Below are 17,710 nucleotides of genomic sequence, written 5' to 3'. Positions count from 1 at the left end.
ACTCTAATTATTACCACTCAAATAAATTTATTCATCTTTTATTTGATAACAAGGAGTAAAGATATAATTACACTCTTAAACATTTCTAAAATAACATTTAAACCACTGTTTTAAATGACAATTAACTATCTACTGCATCTATTTACTTAACCACTTCTCCTGTTGGTTTTATTAATAATTCATCTACATTTTAGTATCTGACTATTTACTTCACCCTTGAATTGTTAGAGCTATTACCTTAAGCTTATCTTTATTGAACGTTCAATTAATAAAAATTATGCCTAAAGTTGGAATGGAACCGGTCAGGCGTCAACAGTTAATTGACGCGACAATTGAGTCAGTGGCGATGCGTGGATTACAAGCAACCACTATTAACAGCATCAGTAAAAATGCGGGTTTATCGTCAGGCATTATTAGTCATTACTTTGGTGGTAAGCAGGGTTTAATAGAAGCAACTGTTCGTTATTTGCTTTCTAATCTTAAAAAAGACCTTATTGAAAAAGTGTGCAACAACACCAGCGCTACACAGCGCCTTATGTTTATTGTTGAAGCTAACTTTGCGCTTGTACAACAGCGCAGTGATACAACCAAAACTTGGTTGAGCTTTTGGGCGCAATCAATGCACGATGACGAACTTCACCGACTGCAAAATGTAAACAGTAAACGCTTGCAAAGTAATTTAGCATTCTCATTTAAGCAATTAATGCCTATTGAGCAAGCAAAACAAGCTGCTGAACTTAGCGCCGCTATGATTGATGGCCTATGGCTGAGAGCAGTATTGAGTAAATCAGACAAAAACCAGTTTAAACACAGTGAAACTCTAGCAAAAAGCTATGTAAATTCACTCATCAAGCAATATGGAGCCTAGCGTGAGCACACCAGTCTATCAAAATTTTATTAATGGCCATTTTCTTGCTAACCAAAGCGGTGAAACTTTTGATGTAACTAACCCTGCAACAGGTGAAGTTATTTACAGTGTCGAAGTTGCCGATGAATTTGTTCAAAACGCAGCCATTGAAAGTGCAAAGCAAGGTTTTGCACAGTGGTCTAAAATGACACCTATTGAACGCAGCCGTATTTTATTAAACGCTGTGGCAATACTTCGCGAACGTAACGATGAGCTTGCCTTAATAGAAGTGCTTGATACCGGTAAGCCAATGCAAGAAGCAAACTGTGTTGATATAGAAACCGGCGCCGATGTAATTGAATACTTTGCAGGCCTAGCCCCTGCGCAAGTAGGCCAACAACAAATGGTAGGCGAAGACTTTTACTATACACGTAAAGAGCCATTAGGGATTTGTGCCGGTATTGGTGCGTGGAACTACCCGCTACAAATAGCATGTTGGAAATCAGGCCCAGCCCTTGCTGCTGGCAACGCATTTATATTTAAACCATCTGAAGAAACGCCACTAGGCGCTATTAAACTTGCCGAAATTTTTGTAGAAGCGGGCGTACCTGCTGGCGTATTTAATGTAGTACAAGGTGCGGGTGATGTAGGCCAATGGCTAACTGCACATAGTGAGATTGACAAAGTGTCGTTCACTGGCGAAGTAGGCACAGGTAAAAAAGTAGTCGCAAGTGCTTCAGGCACATTAAAAGACGTAACCATGGAGCTTGGCGGTAAGTCGCCGCTTGTTGTGTTTGATGATGCAAATATAGAGCAAGCAGTCAGCGCTGCCATGCTAGGTAACTTTTATACCCAAGGCGAAATTTGCACTAACTGTACACGTATTTACGTTCATAAAAATATATATCAGCAATTTATTGATGAGCTTAAAACGCGAACAGAGAAAAATATTATTGCGGGCGACCCGCAAGATTTAAACACTAACTTTGGTGCGCTTATCTCTAAAAAGCATCAAGACTTAGTAATGAGTTATGTCAATAAAGGGATTGAAGAAGGCGCAACACTGCTTACCGGTGGTTCAACGCTTTCACCTGAATCTGCGCCTAATGGCTACTTTGTTGCACCTACCGTGTTTATTGATTGCAACGATGAAATGACGATTGTTAAAGAAGAAATATTTGGCCCAGTAATGAGCGTACTTGTTTTTGAAGACGAAGACGACGTAATTGCACGTGCCAATGGCACTCACCTAGGCTTAGCTGCGGGCGTATTTACAAGCGATATTAAACGCGCACACCGTGTTATTCATCAATTAGAAGCGGGTATTTGTTGGATTAATGCCTATGGTAACTCACCTGCTGAAATGCCTGTTGGTGGTTATAAGCAATCAGGTATTGGCCGTGAAAACGGGATCGAAACACTTGATCATTACACGCAAACTAAGTCTATTTATGTTGGTATGGCCGACATAGAAAGCCCATTTTAAGGCGCCCTTTTATGAGTAATCATTACGACTATATTATTGTTGGTGCGGGATCTGCGGGTTGTGTTTTAGCTAACCGATTATCTGAAGATTCAAGCAATCGCGTATTACTGCTAGAAACCGGTGGCAGTGATAAAAGTATTTTTATAAAAATGCCAACGGCGCTGTCTATTCCTATGAATACTGACAAGTACGCATGGCAATTTCATACTCAACCAGAACCGTATTTAGATAACCGAAAAATGCATTGCCCTCGCGGTAAAGTACTTGGGGGCTCGTCGTCGATTAATGGCATGGTGTATGTACGCGGCCACGCTAAAGACTTTGATGAGTGGCAGCAACACGGTGCCAATGGTTGGGATTACCAATCGTGTTTACCGTATTTTCAAAAAGCGGAAAGCTTTTACCTTGGAGAAAACACATACCGAGGTGGCAAAGGCCCACTTGGCGTTAATAACGGTAACGAAATGCAAAACCCGTTGTACACCACGTTTATAAAAGCAGGTGTAGAAGCCGGTTACGCTAGTACAGACGATTATAACGCGTCACAGCAAGAAGGCTTTGGCCCAATGCACATGACCGTTAAAAACGGTGTACGCAGCTCGGCTTCTCGTGAATATTTAGACCCTGTAAAATCACGTAGCAATTTAACAGTCATTACTGGCGCACTTGCTCAAAAAGTTATTCTAGACGGTAAAAAAGCCACAGGCATTGAGTACAAGGTAAACGGTAATGTTCAAACAGCACATGCAGCAAAAGAGGTTGTTTTAAGTGCAGGCCCTATTGGCTCTCCGCATATATTACAGCTATCTGGTATTGGCGATAAAGACATCCTTGAAAAAGCAGGCGTTGAAGTTAGTCACCACTTACCGGGTGTGGGTCAAAACTTACAAGATCATCTTGAATTTTACTTTCAATATAAATGTAAGCAGCCAATTACACTAAACGGCAAATTGGGTCTTATTTCCAAGGGCTTAATTGGCGCTAAATGGTTACTCACTCGAAAAGGTTTAGGCGCTACTAACCACTTTGAGTCATGTGCATTTATCCGCTCAAAGCCTGGAGTTGAATGGCCTGATATTCAGTATCACTTTTTACCAGCCGCTATGCGATACGATGGGCGTAGTGCATTTGCAGGTCATGGTTTTCAAGTTCACGTAGGTCATAACAAACCAAAAAGCCGTGGCAGCGTTACTATTCAATCAGCTAACCCTGAGCAACCGCCACAAATTTTGTTTAATTACTTACAGCACAAAGACGACATTGAAGGCTTTAGAGCCTGTGTGCGTTTAACTCGCGACATTATTGAGCAAAGTGCCTTTGATGATTACCGTGATGAAGAAATTCAACCAGGTAAACATATTCAAACAGATGAAGAAATAGATGCCTTTGTACGCCAAGCCGTAGAGAGTGCTTACCACCCTTCTTGCTCATGCAAAATGGGTGAAGACAACATGGCCGTAGTTAATTCAAATACCCAAGTACATGGTATTGAAGGCTTACGTGTGGTTGATTCGTCAATATTTCCGACAGTTCCTAACGGAAACCTTAATGCGCCTACGATTATGGTTGCTGAAAAAGCCGCTGATTTAATTTTAGGTAAAAGTCCATTACATAAATCGGATGTGAATGTTGCCATACCAACTAACTGGCAAGAAACGCAACGTAGTACGGAGATTTAATTTTAGCCACATGCTTGGTTTATCCTCGTTAGGTTTAACCACAGCGTGCCTTGCAGTGGCGAACAACATAAATTGGTTATGTTGTAATAATGCAAGATTGAACAATAAAAACGGAGTGCTTATGAATAACTCACTATTGGAGGGTAGCAATGACCATTTGGCTTAATGCTGGTATTATTTTTACCCTACTTGCAATTACAATCATTTTATTAAAATGGGGTAATGTACGTGTTGTTGGTGTTACACCAGTTAAAACACTTACTTTTATCGCAATACTCTTTACCTCAGGCCTTGATGTTGGCCTTATAATGTTTCCTTTAACTGAGTTTGCAGGTTATGCAGACATAAAAGCAAGCCCAGAATACGCGTTTGCAAATCCACTGGCCATTGAGTTTGGTTACTGGGGATTTTTGATCTGGGGATTTTACTTTCTTACGTGTTTTTATTTCTGTGTAATAGAACCTAAAGTTAAATTTTTCGAAATTCCTTGGGTTAAATTTATCAATAATGTAGTAATTATTGGTACGTGTGCTTTTACCGCATACCTTTTACTTTCAAACCTTCCATGGTATTTACCTGAAATTGGTGATGGTTCAAGTGTCGTTTCTGAGTTTTACTTAATTGTATTTGCAGCAATTTGTTTTGCGGTATATTCAAGTACTGATATTAAGTACGTACGATTTTTAAGTATTTCTACAACTTGGTTATTCATAGCATTAATTGGGTTTATGTGGGCAGGTGCCTTTGTATTGGGTGACAGTCAAATGTCAGCATTCACAGATAACTTAGCCTCTATCGGCACATACTTTGCCAACATAAATGAATTTGTTTTACCGCTTAACGATTACCATGAATTTTACCTATTTTGGTGGTTTGCTTGGAGTATTATGATTGGACAGTTTACTTCTCGTTTTGTTGGCGGGTTAAAAACTTTCCAAGTACTTGGCGCTATGTTGATTTTCCCTTCAATACCAATCGCAATTTGGTTCAGCGTACTTTACCACTATCATGAAGCGGGAATTCCAACGCAAGGCATTAAAAACTTTGCAATGGTATTTGTAGGTATTGTGTTTGTTATTAATTCACTTGATTCGTTAGTGCGTTTATACACAGATAATTTAAACATCACTGTAAAACGCTTTGGTAAAGCGAAGTATATGATTGGAAACATACTTGCGCTTTCATTATTAACATTATTGTTCAAGCTAGAGTTTTTACAAATACAGTGGGTAGGTGCATTGGTGATTGCCTTGTTTTTCCTATGTGCTGGCTTCATTGGCTATAGCAAATTTAAAACCGTTAATAGTATTGATAGCTCACCAAAAGCAAACAAGATTGACTACACTAAAATTGAGACACAAAGTTAGGGATTTATAATGAACAACAAACTAAAACAACTTGCAGTAGCATTGCCACTAGCACTTTTATCAACAACGGCAGCTGCAGACTGGTCAACAACTATCACAGCAGCATCAGATTACACTTTTAATGGTGTTAGCCAAACAGATAACGACCCTGCCTTACAAGCAAGTTTAGATTATGCTTTTGATAATGGCGTGTATGCCGGTGTATGGGCATCAAACGTTGACTTTGGTGACGATACTGATTTTGAACTAGATGGCTATGTTGGTCGATATGTACAATTAAACGACAAGTTTAGCGTTGACTACGGTATTGCATACTATACATACCAAGGTAATAACAGTGATGGAAATTACCCAGAGGTTTATACTAAATTTGGTTACGCAAGTGACTACGGCCAAACAGAGCTTAACTTTTGGTACAGCTGGGATTATTTTGGAACAAGTGCGGGCCATGTAGTTTCAATGATTGCTCATACTTATGAACTTGCACCAAATCATGCAATACGTGCAAGTTTTGATATCTCTAATTCACTTGACGGTGAAAAATGGGCTTGGGATGTAAACCAAAAGAAATCGTATAATCACTACCGTCTTGCTTATCAAACAAGTTACGAAGGTTTTGGTATTGAAGTAGCAGCTGAAAATACTAGCCTTGACTACGATTACGCCGATGAGCGCATCGTGTTAGCAATTTCAAGAACATTTGATTTATAAAGATTAATTAATTTTAACTCTGTACATAAAGTTAGCGAACCACAACCCAGGTTCGTTAAACTGAAAAAAGCCTCTTTATGAGGCTTTTTTATTGTTTAAATATTCAATTAATGCGCTTGATGTCAGCGGTCTTGAAAAGTAATACCCTTGCAAATGCGTTACGCCAAGTTGAGTAAGCTTTTTGCACTGCAAAGGTGTTTCAACCCCTTCAGCAATAACATTAAAATTAAGCGAACTTGCCATTTGCACTACTGCGTTAACAATGCTTAAGCCTCTTTCATCCTCATCTTGAACAAAACTTTTATCTACTTTTACAATATCTACACCAACATCAAGCATACTTGATAAAGAAGAGTAACCGGTTCCAAAATCATCTATTGAAATTCTAACACCCAACTCTTGTAATGATTTAACCACATACAAAAATGTATGCTTATCGTTTGCAAATACAGATTCAGTAACTTCTAAATGAAGCTTATGAGCAGGAAAATTTAAATCCGCCAAAATGCTTTTAACCTTACTGGCAAACTCTATCTCCTTAAGCTGCATTACAGATACATTAATACTGACTGATAAATCTGGAGTTAATTTTTGAAAAGTAAGTGCTTGTTGGCATGCCGTTTCGAGTACCCAAAAACCTATTTTTGAAATTAACCCATACTGCTCAGCAATAGGTATAAACTCGTCAGGAGGAATGTTTTCTCCTTTCAATTGCCAACGTATAAGCGCCTCAATCGCATAAATATCATGTGTTTTAGAGTCAATAATGGGCTGGTATACTAACGAAAAACAATTGTTGATGAGCGCTGTTAAAAGCTCTTCGCTAAGCAGGCGCTTTCTTTCTAATTCTGAACGAAGCGACTCGCTAAAAAAACTTATTTGCCCACGATTCATTCTCTTTTGATGATACATTGCCATATCGGCATTTAAAATTAAGGCATCCAGATCTCTACCATGCTCTGGGTAAAGTGCAATACCTATGGTTGCCCCTACCCGTGCACCGTGCTCTGTTTCTGGATGATCCTGCGTAATTGCATCAATAATTTCTTTAGCAAAATCGTATGTATTTTCTTTGCATACAAAATCACTTAAAATTAAAAACTCATCGCCACCCCAGCGGCACTTTTGCTGATTATGAGCACACACGTCAGAAATACGTTTCGCTGTTCTTCTTAAAACATTATCGCCTACCTTGTGACCCATCACGTCATTTATATTCTTAAACCCATCTAGGTCTATAAAAAATAGCGCAAAAGGTGGGTCTGGATAATGCTTAATTCTCTTTTTTGCATCATTTAAAAATGCATTTCGATTTAATAATTGAGTTAGCGAATCAGAGTTTGATAAATGCATTATTTCTTTAGTACGCGCATCAACTCTTAGCTCCATTCTTTCTAGCAAATCGCTGTTTTGATTTTTTAAATGTATTGCCTGTTGTGTAAATGCAGATGCTTTATTTAGAGTTAACAAGGTAATTGAGCCATAGCCAATACCCAAAAAGCCGAGTACATTTTCGTAATAGTCTTCAGACATTATTAGCACTAAAGCGTAGGGAAATAACAGAATAAAAGCATAAGCAAAACAGGTCAGCTTATGTGCTGACAAAACATTGGCAGAGCCACCACCAAGAGCGGATAATATAATTATGATACTTGTGGCTTCTAGGGGGGCAAAAGAAGTGTGAAAATACAAGGCATAACTGCACCATATAATGGCAGTTATAATAACCCCTGTTGAAAACTTTAGTAGGTCTAATTGGGTAGCCGTTTTGTTTGTTTTTAAAAATAGACGAATATCTAAAAAACGGATCCCCAAAGCAAGCAGCATAATAAGCCACCAAACTAGCTTGTCGTTATAGCTTAACAATCCGCCTTTATTAAAACTAAAAGCAATACATGCGCTGGCAAATAAAGAGACGAGTAAACCTGAATAAGCGTTCTCGTAAAGCAATCTAACGGTATCATTAAGGTTTTCTTTGATTAGGGAGCTTCGATGCATATTATCTAAGCCTTTACATTCGTTTTTATTATTAGTTTAACTAAAGCTATGCCTTAATTAAAAAATTGTCCAGTAAACGCCCTAGCAACACATTTATTTAGAAATTTCCCAGGCGCTAGAGCCAGATGCAGATAAATTAGCGTTATTATTACGTAACACTTTATTTCCTACATTAATTGACGACTCAGGTCGACTGACTAAATAACCTTGAACTGAGCTCACACCTAATTTTTTCACAAGCTCAAACTGGGCGATTTCTTCAACGCCTTCTGCGACAATTTTAAGCCCCAATCTTTGCCCAAGCTCACTAATTGTATTGAGTATATCGTTATATTTTTTGCTTTTGTTAGCTTGTGTAATAAACGAGCGATCTATTTTTATAACATCGATGGGTAAATCTGCTAGCGTACTTAAAGAGCTAAACCCGGTACCAAAATCGTCTATAGCAATAGTTACACCGTCTTCTCTTAGCTTGCTCAACTCATCAATAATTCTAGAGCTTGCCTGAATAAAGGTAGACTCTGTTACTTCAAGCATTAAAGACGTTGCCGGTAACCCCGTACTTTTGAGGATTTTTGTGATCCAATCGTATATATCACGATGTTTTAACTGAATACCGGAAATATTTACTGATATTTTTACTTTACGCATACCCGCATTGTGCCAAGCAGCCATTTGTCTGCATGACTCAAGCATAATCCAATCACCTAACTCTAATATTAAATTTGATTCTTCAGCAATAGGAATAAATTCAGCGGGAGAGATCATACCTTCAACGGGGTGATTCCATCGAGTGAGCGCTTCAAAATAGTCAATCATGCAATCTTCTACGTGCACAATTGGCTGAAAAGACAAATAAAAGTCTTTGCATGCAATGGCTAAACGAAGCTCTTCAAGTAAGTAATGATAGCGACGCATTTTATTACCCATTTCTGGAGAATAAACTTTAAAAATACCTTTACCATCACTTTTAGCACGATACATTGCTACATCAGCTAGTTGTAATAGTGCTTGTGGTGTAGATGCGCTTTCTGGATAAGTAGCAATACCAATGCTTGCGCTAATTTTTACAATCTTATTGCCAAGCACAAAGTCTTTTTCAAGCTCACTAAGTACTTGCTTGGCTATGTCGACTACTTTGTCACTTTCGTCCAACGATTCAATAAATATAGAGAATTCATCACCGCCTAAACGCGATAAATTTTGTTCTAACTGGTTTGCAGAATTGATATTACTCAACTTATGGTGACGCAACACATTAGCTAATCGCGTGGCAACTTGCACCAATATTTCGTCGCCAAAACTATGACCAAATGAATCATTTACTTGCTTAAACCCATCTAAATCTATAAACAACAATGCACAAGTAAGTTCTTTTTGACCGGTTTGATTTATGTGCCTACCAATATGCTCTATGTAGGCATGTCTATCGATGAGTTGTGTTAATTTATCTTGGCATATACTTGTTTGTGTTTGTTTCACATAATTCACTACATGCAAATTTAAGGTCGTGATAGATTTGCTTAAGTTACTAATACCATTAGGGTTTTGAGCAGGTTCAATATCTAAGTTAAACAACTCTAAAAGTTTATTAGCCTGCTGATTAAGTTGGCTTAGCTTATGTTTGTGATTTTGTTTCCTGCTTTGTTTTTTTATGTAGACAGCAAGCAAAAGTATACAAGAGAAGAAAATAATAATGTTTTTAGGCGACGTTAACACCATCAAGATGAGTGCGTTTGAATCAGCCGCAATAAAATGTTGATCCGTTGTTTTAACAAGAAGTAATGTTTGAGAAGCACTGTCAATTGTATAATGACCGCTTAAAACAGGATTATACCAAGGGGCAATATCTAAACTGGTGCTGCTTATATCAAATTTTTTAACACTAAAATTAGACTGAAACAGATTGGTACGGCTTATTTGGCTCGTTAATTCAGCATTTAGGTAAAAGCAAAATAACAAAGTGACTAAGGAAATTAATCCAACATGCTTTAATTTGTTCATGAAAAATTCCCTAACAATACTAATCCTTAATAACTAAATGCTCATTATATCCCCTATTTTTGTTTGTAAGCAATTATTAATGACTTGTATGCTATTTTTTGTTCATTTTAATATAGCTAAGTTATTGATTATTCGTTAAGGCAATTATTTTTAGCGCAAAGTCAGACCATGTATTTGATAGATTGCTCACAAACAGCTTATATGTGTATTTTGTTTATGAGCTTAAATCTATCTATTCTTTTAAAGCTGCCATGCATAACTTACTTTTGTAAAAAAGGTGCGTTGGTCGCGCTCAATATTTTCTAGTGTGTCATCCTGATACCCTCTATCTGAGTAACCTAGGTAAAATAACGTTTGTGCGTTAATCTTATACGAATAAACAAGTTGGCTGCCATAGTCTTTGTTTGTCTGGCTTACTTGATAAAAATAAGCGTCTTTGTTTCTGTCTATATCTTCAACCTGTAAAATCAGCTTTAACATTGATCTCATGTTAAATTTATAATGCAGTCTAAAATCGACTAAATTAGCTGTGTAAACGCGGTCATCTCGTGGGTTATCTAACTTACTATAACTGTGTCTTATATCCACTTGCCAATGATCGTTTATATCCCAAACTGCTTGCGTTTGTGTATTAATTACATCGCCAAGCTCTAAATTTGTATAGTCAATACGGCTTGCATATTCTAAGTAAAACGATAAGTTCAAGTCTTTTGTCGGTTTAAGCGAAGTGTAAAGATAACCTATATTCTGATTGTAAAATTCATCGTAATAACTTTCTTTACGATGGATAAAACCAATATTAAATAAAGACTGCTTTTGCCCCTTAAAACTTAAAAAGCCTTCGTATTCTTCCTCAAGCAAGTCACCACTTTGCGACCAGGTTTTATCCCAATCAGCTTCATAAGACCATGAAGTAATTAAATCTAACTCATCTCGATACCACGTTTGACCGCCACCAATTAGCACTTTTTCATAATCGACTTTTTCTTGGTATCCTAAATCGGTGCGATAATCCTCACCAATATTTTCATAAGATGTGTAAAGTTTATAGTCTCGCTTGTCACGCGTTAACTCAATTGCGTATGCCTGATCAGATTGCGTTTTGGATAGTCCATAGTTATCAACCAAAAAGTCAGAATTTTGTGTATCAGCTGACGAAACCTGATAAAGCAATGTATCTGACTGATTAAACCAATAACTGCCATCAACTGATAGTACCGTATTACGATAATTATCGCTTTGTCGGTGTGTACTTGAAACGCCCAACGTTCCTTGATCACCTAAGTCATATTGATAACGGCCTACTGCTGCCTGTGTTTTTTCATTTAATGAAGCAAAACCAGAGCCTTGATTTGAAGGAAGTAGAATATTACTGTTTTCATCATCAGCTAACATAAGTGCATAGCTATGCCCATCCGTTTTACCGGTTAACTTAGCGCCTAAAGTTGGCTCTGCAATGGTTCGGGTGTATAAAAGCTCAAATAAGCTACTTTTAAAATATGAGGCACCATCTAAAAAGAAAGGTCTTTTTTCTGCATAATAAATTGAGTAGGTTGTATTCACATCAAGCTCTAGTGAATCAGTCTCTACTTGCGAAAAATCAGGATTAATAGTCGCATTTAATACCGCGTCTTTTGTTATTCCCCAGCGTAAATCTAAACCGGCTTCAGTATCTATGTTACCGTTCTCCCAGTCACCGGGAAGTTGCGCTTTATCATCGTGACGAAGCGCTGTAAGCGTTGGGGTAAGTTGTACATTTTTACTTGATTCAATTTCACTTAAGCCCGTTAACTTATCAAACTGGCAAAGGCTACATTTGACATCGCGGTCGAACCCCATGTTAGATATTTGATAGAGCACGTCCCGTGGGTAGTTTCTCATTAACAAAAACCCCCATGTTAAGTCTTTTTTATCTTCTGGAAAACGCAATGCTTTAAAAGGAATACGCATTTCAACTACATAACCTTCATCGGTAATTTTTCCGGCACTATCCCAAATTGCATTCCACGACGGATCAGACTGCCAACCATCGGTATCGCTCATGCGTAAATCGCCTTGTGCACCTAACGGGTTAACAAAAAACTCATAGCCTGAGCGCTCATCATTAAAGGTGTCTATTACAAGTATGACAGTATCATCTTGCCAAAGGGTATCTCGGTCACGAAGTGAAGCACGTATTTGATCTGGGTCAGGGTCGTAAGCAATAAAACCAACATACAAATTTGTGCCATCTTCGTACATGTAGGCATCGGTTTTTACCGGAGGCGCGCCTCTTTCATTAGGCTCATCTTGAACGAGTAAAGGAACGTAGGTCGCTTTTTGCCACTGCGCTTCATCAAGTACGCCATCAACACTAATATTTTGATTGATTCGTGCCAGCGATACCTGCTCTTTTTCTGCAAATACACAGAAGCTATTAAATAGGAGAAAAAAGGATAAAAGTAAAAGCGTGAGTGGTTTTTTTATAGTTATAAAGTACTGCATAAACATCCATTTAGAACAACTTTACCCAATATGAGTAATTTCTAAGCCGGAGTGTAATTTAAGCGAGTACATTTGTTAATACCTTGCAAACAAAATTTCGCTGAATATTAACTAATTAATAATAAAGGATTATTTTAATTGGACGGTTAGGTGTCGAGTAGCTTTAGCTTATTCTCAACTCCATTCCATGTGTCTGCATCATCTGGGGCAGATTTGACTTGGGTAATGCGCGGCCAAATTAAGGCAAGCTCTGCATTAAGTTCAGTGAACTCTTTTTGAGAGTCGGGTAACTCATCTTCTTGATAAATTGCTTCAGCTGGGCATTCCGGTACGCATAATCCACAATCAATACAATCAATTGGGCTAATTGCTAAAAAATTAGGGCCTTCAAAAAATGCATCGGCAGGACACACTGATACGCAATCGGTGTACTTACATTTTATGCAATTTTCAGTAACTACAAACGCCATAAATTTTTTGTACCATAAAGCTAATTTAATAGTGCGCGATCATACCCTTTCACCTCAAAAATACAATAAATAACTGCCATAATTAGCCAATTTAACGTAGTATATGCGCCCTTAATGTAAAGCCAATTCGCGCCCTACACTTTCTTATTGTGAGCGGATATACAACCGCTAAGACACCAAATAGAGATATTAATGATACGTTTAACTGAAATAAAATTGCCACTTGATCATGATGAAAATGCCATTGGCCAAGCCATTATCAACAAACTAAAAATACAACCAGAACAATTACACAGTTATAACGTATTTAAACGTGGCTACGACGCGCGAAAAAAAACAGCCATATTACTTATTTACACCCTTGATATAGAAGTTGATAACGAAGCTGAGCTTTTAGCTGCATTTGCAAAAGATCAACATGTTAAAACAGCGCCCGACACATCCTATAAATTTGTAGCTCAAGCAAATAAAAACATCACAGAGCGCCCCGTTGTTATAGGTTTTGGCCCCTGTGGTTTATTTGCAGGCTTAGTGCTTGCACAAATGGGATTTAATCCAATTATTGTTGAGCGTGGAAAAGAAGTACGAGAGCGTACCAAAGACACCTTTGGCTTTTGGCGTAAAAAAACACTAAACACCGAATCAAATGTGCAGTTTGGTGAAGGCGGCGCGGGTACATTTTCAGATGGCAAATTATATAGCCAAGTAAAAGATCCAAAGCATTATGGCCGTAAAGTTATTACCGAATTTGTTGAAGCAGGCGCACCTGAAGAAATTTTGTATGTAAGTAAGCCTCACATTGGTACGTTTAAACTTGTGACAATGATTGAAAAAATGCGCGCTCGTATTATAGAGTTAGGTGGTGAAATTCGCTTTAGTACCCGTGTAGATGATATTCACTTAGATGACGGTCAAGTAACAGGCTTAACCCTTTCTAACGGTGAACATGTTGAAACACGACACGTTGTTCTTGCCGTTGGGCACAGCGCACGCGATACCTTTAAAATGATTCACGATAAAGGCATTTATGTAGAAGCCAAGCCCTTTTCAGTTGGCTTTAGAATAGAACACAAGCAATCAATGATTGACGAGTGTCGCTTTGGACCAAATGCTGGCAACCCAATTTTAGGCTCTGCCGACTACAAGCTCGTGCATCATTGTAATAACGGACGCACTGTATATAGCTTTTGCATGTGCCCTGGTGGCACTGTAGTTGCGGCAACATCTGAAGAAGGCCGAGTTGTTACCAATGGTATGAGCCAATATTCACGCAGTGAACGCAATGCAAATAGTGCTATTGTTGTGGGTATTTCACCTGAAAAAGATTTCCCAGGCCATCCTTTAGCGGGTATTGAGCTGCAGCGCAAATTAGAGGAGCAAGCTTACAAGCTAGGCGGCGAAAACTATGATGCACCAGCCCAGCTTATCGGCGACTTTTTAAAAGGCAAATCTTCTGCTGATTTAGGCGATGTTAAACCCTCTTACACACCAGGAATTAAGTTAACTGACTTAAGTAACGTATTGCCTGCGTTTGCTATTGAAGCGTTACGTGAGGCTATTCCTGCTTTTAATAAGCAAATACGTGGGTTTTCTACTAATGATGGATTACTAACGGGTGTTGAAACGCGCACGTCATCACCCATTAGTATAAAACGTGATAGAAGCTTTCAGAGCATTAACACCAAAGGACTCTACCCTGCAGGTGAGGGTGCAGGCTACGCTGGCGGTATATTATCAGCGGGTATTGATGGCATTAAAGCAGCCGAAGCTGTTGCGCTTTCAATGCTTGAAAACGCTTAAACGCGCTATTTAGTTAATTATCGTAAAGCCTCACATTGTGGGGCTTTTTTGTGTTAAAAGTAACCAAACAATTATTTGTGTACTTTTTTATGATAAAAAAATTATTAGGATTATTAACCTGGGTCGTTGCTTTTAACACTTCAGCACTCGAGCTAAAAACAATAGATGAGATCCACTCGGCGTATAAAAATAATAAAATTACCGCTCAACAACTTACTCAAGGCTATATTAAACGAATTAATCAGCTTAACCCTCAATTTAATGCCGTCATAAATATTGAACCTACAGCTGTTACGCAAGCAAAAAAAATTGATGAACTTAGTGCTCAAGGGCTTTGGGCTGGGCCTCTTCATGGAATACCCGTACTTTTAAAAGATAACATAGAAACCACTGGATCATTACCAACAACAGCTGGCTCTTTAGCTCTTAAAAATAATATAACTAATAACGATGCATTTGTTGTTAAGCAGTTAAGAAATGCGGGCGCTATTATTTTAGGTAAAACCAATTTAAGTGAGTGGGCAAATTTTAGATCGTCTTACTCATCGTCTGGATGGAGTGCAGTTGGCGGGCAAACACACAATGCGCATGATACAACCCGAAATCCCTGTGGTTCGAGCTCAGGATCAGCGGTTGCCATCGCACTTAACTTTGCCCCTGTTGCCCTTGGAACAGAAACCGATGGCTCTATTACCTGCCCCGCTTCTGTAAATGGCGTTTATGCTATAAAACCAAGCATGGGCCAAGTATCGCGCTCTGGTGTAGTGCCACTTTCTAGTAGCCAAGACAGTGTTGGCCCAATGGCACACTCATTAAAAGATGCCCGCCTAGTATTATCTGTGCTACAAGGACGCGATCCGCTTGATACTTCAACACATAGCTTTGAATTGCAAGCACAATATAAAGTTACAAAACCATCATTAGTTATTGGTGCGTTGCCCAGTGATAAGTTTACAGTAGAGACCCAGCGTTTATACAAAAAACAGCTCTCAGCGCTCAAACAGGCAGGTCATACAGTAGTCAATATTGATATATCTGATGATCTAGCTACGCTTTTTGTCGATGAATATTACGTATTACTTTATGATTTTAATAAACAAAACAAAGCAGCTGAAATGCTTCATTTTGGGCAAGATATTTTAATACAAGCCAATGCTGTCGACTTAACACAAACAGACAAATACCAAAAAACTAAACACCGTTACCGCACACTGGCCACAGCTGCAATTACTAATTTATACAAAAATAATAATGTGGATGTTGTCATTGCCCCAACAACATCACCTGCATGGAAAACAGACTTAGTAAATGGTGATAACTTTCAAGGCAGTAGTAGTTCTTTATCAGCAATTGCCGGCACCACTCATATTACTCTTCCTGCTGGTCAAGTTAGTGGACTACCTGTTGGGTTATCTATTATTGCAAATAAAAACCAGCCACAGGCAGCTTACACACATGCTCAAATAATCGACGAAGCCTTTATTTCGACCATAAAAAAACCTGAGTAAAAACTCAGGTTTTATTAATTCTTATATGAGTTGTTATTTTTTAAGTGACAACTTTGCACCTTTTAAACTTTTACGCACATTAGATATACGCGAACGGTTTACCGCGCGAGCTTCGCCCGTTGCTTGCCCTGATAACTTATTAGAACGAGTACGGCGTAAGTGAGCCGGCTTTTTACCTATTTTATCAATAAGCACTTCGCGGTTACTCACTTCATAGCCTTCAAGGTAAACACGCTTAATTTTTTGACCAATTAATGCTTCGATTTCAAATAATGTATTTTCTTCTTCACGGCTTACAAACGATATTGCTTGGCCTTGATTACCAGCACGGCCTGTACGGCCAATACGGTGAACGTAATCTTCAGCAAGCCATGGTAAGTCAATATTAATTACACGCGGTAATCCATCAATATCAATACCACGCGCAGCAACTTCAGTGGCCACTAACACACGTACCTTACCTTCTTTAAACTCACGTAAAGCACGGCGTCGGTTACCTTGTGACTTATCGCCATGGCAAACGGTTGCAGGAATGCCATCGAGATTTAATTCTTTAACTAGCTCATCCGCTGTGTCTTTCATATTTACAAACACAAGTACTTGCTGCCAGTTCTTTTTACCAATCAGCTCAGAAAGAAGTTCTTGTTTGCGGCGCTCTTCCACTGGGTATACAACGTGCTGTACAGTAGATGCGGTACTGTTAGTTTGGTCAACACGCACAATTTCAGGTTGCTTAAGTACCTTAGAAGCAAATTGTTTAATAGCTGCAGGGAATGTAGCCGAAAATAATAAAATTTGACGGTCATCAGCACAGCTTTTAATCACAGTTTGCATATCTGTGATAAAGCCCATATCAAGCATACGGTCGGCTTCATCAAGTACTAGGTGCTTTACATTGGCCAAGCTTAAGTTACCTAGGCGAATGTGATCTAATAAACGACCCGGAGTTGCGACTACAATATCAACGCCTGCTTTTAATGCGTTTTCTTGGCCTGCGGTATTTACTCCACCAAATAAACTCACTACTTTTAGTGAGGTATGCTTTGCATATTCTTTACAGTTATTGGCTATTTGCTCTGCTAATTCTCGTGTTGGTGCTAAAACCAAAGCATTAGGTGCATTGGTTGTGCTTAAGTCTGATTCAATTAATTTTTGGATAACAGGTAAAGCAAACGCGGCAGTTTTACCGGTACCAGTTTGTGCACTGGCTAAAACGTCTTTACCTTTACGAACAGCTGGAATTGCTGCGCGTTGAATGGGCGTAAGAGTGTGATAGTTGAGTTCGTCTAATGCCTGGATGATTTCAGGTGCGAAACTAAAAGATTTAAAATTCATGCTGTATAACCTACGGCCACA

General features: G+C 38.6%; 12 protein-coding genes. 7 read left to right on the top strand and 5 right to left on the bottom strand.

Annotated elements, in window-relative coordinates:
* The first annotated feature begins 292 nt into the window (after positions 1-292).
* The 5 genes from betI to CWB65_RS01280 all read left to right on the top strand — a co-directional run bounded on the left by betI (position 293) and on the right by CWB65_RS01280 (position 6,090).
* Positions 293-868, top strand: a complete 576-nt coding sequence (gene betI, locus CWB65_RS01300) for a transcriptional regulator BetI (RefSeq protein WP_008127893.1) — start codon at positions 293-295, stop codon at positions 866-868.
* 1 nt (position 869) lies between these two features.
* On the top strand, positions 870-2,333 hold the full coding sequence (gene betB, locus CWB65_RS01295; RefSeq protein ID WP_138739677.1) for a betaine-aldehyde dehydrogenase: 1,464 nt from the start codon (positions 870-872) through the stop codon (positions 2,331-2,333).
* An 11-nt stretch (positions 2,334-2,344) separates the two neighbouring features.
* Positions 2,345-4,012 carry a choline dehydrogenase gene (gene betA / locus CWB65_RS01290; RefSeq protein ID WP_138739676.1) on the top strand — a complete coding sequence of 556 codons (1,668 nt, stop codon included), beginning with the start codon at positions 2,345-2,347 and terminating at the stop codon, positions 4,010-4,012.
* 149 nt (positions 4,013-4,161) lie between these two features.
* The gene (locus CWB65_RS01285; protein WP_138739675.1) at positions 4,162-5,379 is read left to right on the top strand and encodes a BCCT family transporter; all 1,218 of its coding nucleotides are present in this window, start codon (positions 4,162-4,164) and stop codon (positions 5,377-5,379) included.
* A gap of 9 nt (positions 5,380-5,388) precedes the next feature.
* Positions 5,389-6,090, top strand: a complete 702-nt coding sequence (locus tag CWB65_RS01280) for a TorF family putative porin (protein ID WP_039037422.1) — start codon at positions 5,389-5,391, stop codon at positions 6,088-6,090.
* Between the two features lie 75 nt (positions 6,091-6,165).
* On the opposite strand, the gene CWB65_RS01275 is transcribed toward CWB65_RS01280, so the two are convergent.
* From CWB65_RS01275 to fdxA, 4 genes are all read right to left on the bottom strand, one after another.
* Positions 6,166-8,088 carry a putative bifunctional diguanylate cyclase/phosphodiesterase gene (locus tag CWB65_RS01275; RefSeq protein WP_008127901.1) on the bottom strand — a complete coding sequence of 641 codons (1,923 nt, stop codon included), beginning with the start codon at positions 8,086-8,088 and terminating at the stop codon, positions 6,166-6,168.
* A gap of 93 nt (positions 8,089-8,181) precedes the next feature.
* Positions 8,182-10,092 carry a putative bifunctional diguanylate cyclase/phosphodiesterase gene (locus tag CWB65_RS01270; protein WP_138739674.1) on the bottom strand — a complete coding sequence of 637 codons (1,911 nt, stop codon included), beginning with the start codon at positions 10,090-10,092 and terminating at the stop codon, positions 8,182-8,184.
* A gap of 240 nt (positions 10,093-10,332) precedes the next feature.
* Entirely contained in the window at positions 10,333-12,576 is a 2,244-nt protein-coding gene (locus CWB65_RS01265; RefSeq protein WP_138739673.1) for a carbohydrate binding family 9 domain-containing protein, read from the bottom strand.
* 146 nt (positions 12,577-12,722) lie between these two features.
* Positions 12,723-13,046 (bottom strand): ferredoxin FdxA, encoded by a 324-nt coding sequence (gene fdxA, locus CWB65_RS01260; RefSeq protein ID WP_006791755.1) that lies wholly within the window; start codon positions 13,044-13,046, stop codon positions 12,723-12,725.
* 192 nt (positions 13,047-13,238) lie between these two features.
* Here fdxA and CWB65_RS01255 point away from each other — a divergent pair, with 192 nt between their 5' ends.
* Complete coding sequence (locus CWB65_RS01255; protein ID WP_138739672.1) at positions 13,239-14,846, top strand: NAD(P)/FAD-dependent oxidoreductase; 1,608 nt, start codon at positions 13,239-13,241, stop codon at positions 14,844-14,846.
* Between the two features lie 89 nt (positions 14,847-14,935).
* Positions 14,936-16,354, top strand: coding sequence for an amidase family protein (locus CWB65_RS01250; protein ID WP_138739671.1), 1,419 nt, complete (start codon positions 14,936-14,938; stop codon positions 16,352-16,354).
* Between the two features lie 33 nt (positions 16,355-16,387).
* Here the strand turns inward: CWB65_RS01250 and CWB65_RS01245 are convergent, their stop codons facing one another.
* On the bottom strand, positions 16,388-17,689 hold the full coding sequence (locus CWB65_RS01245; RefSeq protein WP_138739670.1) for a DEAD/DEAH box helicase: 1,302 nt from the start codon (positions 17,687-17,689) through the stop codon (positions 16,388-16,390).
* Positions 17,690-17,710 lie beyond the last annotated feature (21 nt).

Source organism: Pseudoalteromonas sp. S554 (assembly GCF_005930865.1).
In the GTDB taxonomy this organism is placed as follows: Bacteria; Pseudomonadota; Gammaproteobacteria; order Enterobacterales; family Alteromonadaceae; genus Pseudoalteromonas; species Pseudoalteromonas marina.
The sequence above is the reverse complement of the archived record's forward strand: the minus strand, read 5'-3'. Positions and strand labels throughout refer to the sequence as shown.

Excerpts from the sequence above, each read along its gene's own strand:
- betI (WP_008127893.1), top strand. The coding sequence starts at position 293 with ATGGAACCGGTCAGGCGTCAACAGTTAATTGACGCGACAATTGAGTCA.
- betA (WP_138739676.1), top strand. The coding sequence starts at position 2,345 with ATGAGTAATCATTACGACTATATTATTGTTGGTGCGGGATCTGCGGGT.
- CWB65_RS01285 (WP_138739675.1), top strand. The coding sequence starts at position 4,162 with ATGACCATTTGGCTTAATGCTGGTATTATTTTTACCCTACTTGCAATT.
- CWB65_RS01280 (WP_039037422.1), top strand. The coding sequence starts at position 5,389 with ATGAACAACAAACTAAAACAACTTGCAGTAGCATTGCCACTAGCACTT.
- CWB65_RS01275 (WP_008127901.1), bottom strand. The coding sequence starts at position 8,088 with ATGCATCGAAGCTCCCTAATCAAAGAAAACCTTAATGATACCGTTAGA.
- CWB65_RS01270 (WP_138739674.1), bottom strand. The coding sequence starts at position 10,092 with ATGAACAAATTAAAGCATGTTGGATTAATTTCCTTAGTCACTTTGTTA.
- CWB65_RS01265 (WP_138739673.1), bottom strand. The coding sequence starts at position 12,576 with ATGCAGTACTTTATAACTATAAAAAAACCACTCACGCTTTTACTTTTA.
- fdxA (WP_006791755.1), bottom strand. The coding sequence starts at position 13,046 with ATGGCGTTTGTAGTTACTGAAAATTGCATAAAATGTAAGTACACCGAT.
- CWB65_RS01255 (WP_138739672.1), top strand. The coding sequence starts at position 13,239 with ATGATACGTTTAACTGAAATAAAATTGCCACTTGATCATGATGAAAAT.
- CWB65_RS01250 (WP_138739671.1), top strand. The coding sequence starts at position 14,936 with ATGATAAAAAAATTATTAGGATTATTAACCTGGGTCGTTGCTTTTAAC.
- CWB65_RS01245 (WP_138739670.1), bottom strand. The coding sequence starts at position 17,689 with ATGAATTTTAAATCTTTTAGTTTCGCACCTGAAATCATCCAGGCATTA.